General features: G+C 74.3%; 2 protein-coding genes. Both read right to left on the bottom strand.

Going from position 1 to position 2,379, the window contains the following annotated elements; genetic code table 11:
- Positions 1–325: 325 nt before the first annotated feature.
- Positions 326–1,270 (bottom strand): DUF6807 domain-containing protein, encoded by a 945-nt coding sequence (locus FOE67_RS22905; protein ID WP_323385334.1) that lies wholly within the window; start codon positions 1,268–1,270, stop codon positions 326–328.
- The gene (locus tag FOE67_RS22900) at positions 1,267–2,322 is read right to left on the bottom strand and encodes a Gfo/Idh/MocA family protein (protein ID WP_182666738.1); all 1,056 of its coding nucleotides are present in this window, start codon (positions 2,320–2,322) and stop codon (positions 1,267–1,269) included. Before FOE67_RS22900 ends, FOE67_RS22905 begins: the two co-directional genes overlap by 4 nt.
- Positions 2,323–2,379: the final 57 nt, after the last annotated feature.

Here is a 2,379-nt window from a genome sequence, read left to right as displayed (position 1 = left end):
CGGGGGTGGCTCCGCGGGTCTCGTGGGGGCCTGCGCCGCCGGCGCCCGCGGGTTGCGGGTGCGAACGGGTGGGGAGAGTCGGCGCCGAGTGCATGGGAGCGCTCCCACGATGTGACGCAATATCCCCGTGGAACCCCGGTGCGTCAAGGGGTCCCGCGCCCCCGCTCCCGGGCAGGGCGCGGCGATCGCGTCCGTGTCACGCCGGGGGCGACCGACGCGTCCGCCGGCCGCCCCCGGCTCCACGCCCGCCCGGGGCCGACCGGTCGTCCCGTGCCGACCGGCCCCGGCGGGCCGTCTCACCCCGGGCGTCTCACACCCGGGTGTCTCACACCCGGGCGGGCCGCACCGGGTGCCGGGCCGCGTGATCGGTCAGCCGCTCCCGGTTCCACTCGCCCTCGGCGACCACCAGGCGGTACGCCAACCGCAGCTCGCCCTCCGGGGGGACCGTCACCTCCTCGTGGAAGGCCAGCGAGGGGTTGACCGCGGCGAACGGCTCGCTGCGCACGAACCACACCGTCTGCGGATCGGCGGCCTGGAACAGCAGGGTCGCCGCGCGGTCCACCTCGTCGTGCCGACCGGTGAACGCCAGCCAGGGAGCGGCGCGGCCCATCATCTCCGGACCGCCGAGGTTTCCCGGCCCGATCACCGTGCCGCCGGTGAACGACCGCGGCCCGCGCCAGAAGAAGCCCGCGTACCCCGCCATCGGCCGGCCCCGGGTGGTGGGGCTGCCGAAGACCAGGTCCTTCCCCCGCACGTTGCGCAGCACCGTGGTGAAGTTCAGCGCCCACCACCCCTCTCCGGGGGTCCCGGCCTCCACCTCCAGCACCCGGGTCTCGTCCACCCAGTGCTCCCCGCCCTGCGTCCACCAGGTCAGGCGCTCCACCCCCGGCGCGGTCCACTCCTCGTGGCGCATGGTCCCGGCGTTGGGCAGGTCCACGTACTCCCGTTCCGGGTCCACGTAGGTGCCGCCGCCCCAGAAGTTCTCCCCGGAGACCCAGGGGGCGGTCATCTGCACCCCCTTGTGCCAGACGTGATCGTGCGGCCGGTACGCCGTCACCGTGTCACCGGCCGTCGTCCGCAACGGGTGCAGGTAGGGCTTGGGCGACTCGAACAGCGCCATCCGGGGGCGGTAGTGGTACCGGGCCACCTCCACGCCCCCGACCCTCGCCGACACCTCGGTGCCGTTGTCGTGCAGCGGCACCGGGGTCGCGCCGTTCCCGGCCACCCGCCCGTCGTTCCGCTCCGCACCGCCGTCCTCGAAGGCGTTCACAGCGTCATCCCTCCGTTCATCCGGGCGTGGAACCGGCCGAACTCCGGGTGATCCGGGGTCAACTCCTTCCGGAACACCGGACGCCCGGTGAACGCGGAGGCGTACAGGCCGGTGATCAACTCCACCGTGCGGCGCGCTTCCTCCCCGCCGACCGGTGGACGTTCGCCGCGTTCCAGGGCGTCCAGCACCGCCCCCAACTGGGCGCCGTGCGAGCCGGACACGTCCTCCCCCGGGTCCCACGCCGGGGAGTCGCACGACCAGTCGGCGTTGCGGTAGCCGTACAGGTGGCGCAGCTCGACGGTGGCGTCGGTGAGGTCGAACCGCAGGTAGCTCTCCTCGCGACGGGACAGCAGGCTGTTGACCACCGTCGCCATCGCCCCGTTCGCGAAACGGATCAGCGCGGTGGAGACGTCCTCGGTCTCCACGTCCCGGTCCAGCCGCCCGGCCATCGCCCGGATCTCCTCCCACTCCCCGAGGACCGAGAGCATCAGATCCATCTGGTGGATGCCGTGGCCCATGGTCGGCCCCCCGCCCTCGGTCTCCCACCGGCCGCGCCAGGGCACCTCGAAGTACTCCTGCGGCCGATACCAGGTGGTGTCGCAGCGGACCACCAGGGGCCGCCCCAGGGTGCCGCGCTCCACCAGCTCCCGCAGGTGCCGGGCGCCGGAGCCGAAGCGGTGCTGGAAGACCACGGCGGCGTACCGGCCGGTCTCCCGCTCGGCCGCCGCGATCGCCTCGTACTCGGCCATCGACAGGCACAGCGGCTTCTCGCACCACACGTGCGCCCCGGCGCGCAGACAGGCGATCACCTGCTCGGCGTGGAGGAACGGCGGGGTGCACAGGTGCACCAGGTCGGGACGCTCGGCCTCCAGCATCCCGGCGAGGTCGGCGTACCCGGCCGGGACGGAGTGCTCGGTCCGGAAGGCGGACAGCCGGGTGGCGTCGGGGTCCACGGCCGCGACCGGGCGGGCGCGGTCGGCGTGCCCGGCCAGGGCCGGCATGTGGCAGATACCGGCGATTCCTCCGGTGCCGACGACGGCGACGCGGATCATGCGGCGGCTCCTTCTCCCGGTCGGGGCGGGCCCGCGGCCCGGGATGTGGGGGTGGAG

It is taken from the genome of Streptomyces calidiresistens (assembly GCF_014141525.1).
GTDB classification, from domain to species: domain Bacteria; phylum Actinomycetota; class Actinomycetes; order Streptomycetales; family Streptomycetaceae; genus Streptomyces; species Streptomyces calidiresistens.
The sequence above is the reverse complement of the archived record's forward strand: the minus strand, read 5'-3'. Positions and strand labels throughout refer to the sequence as shown.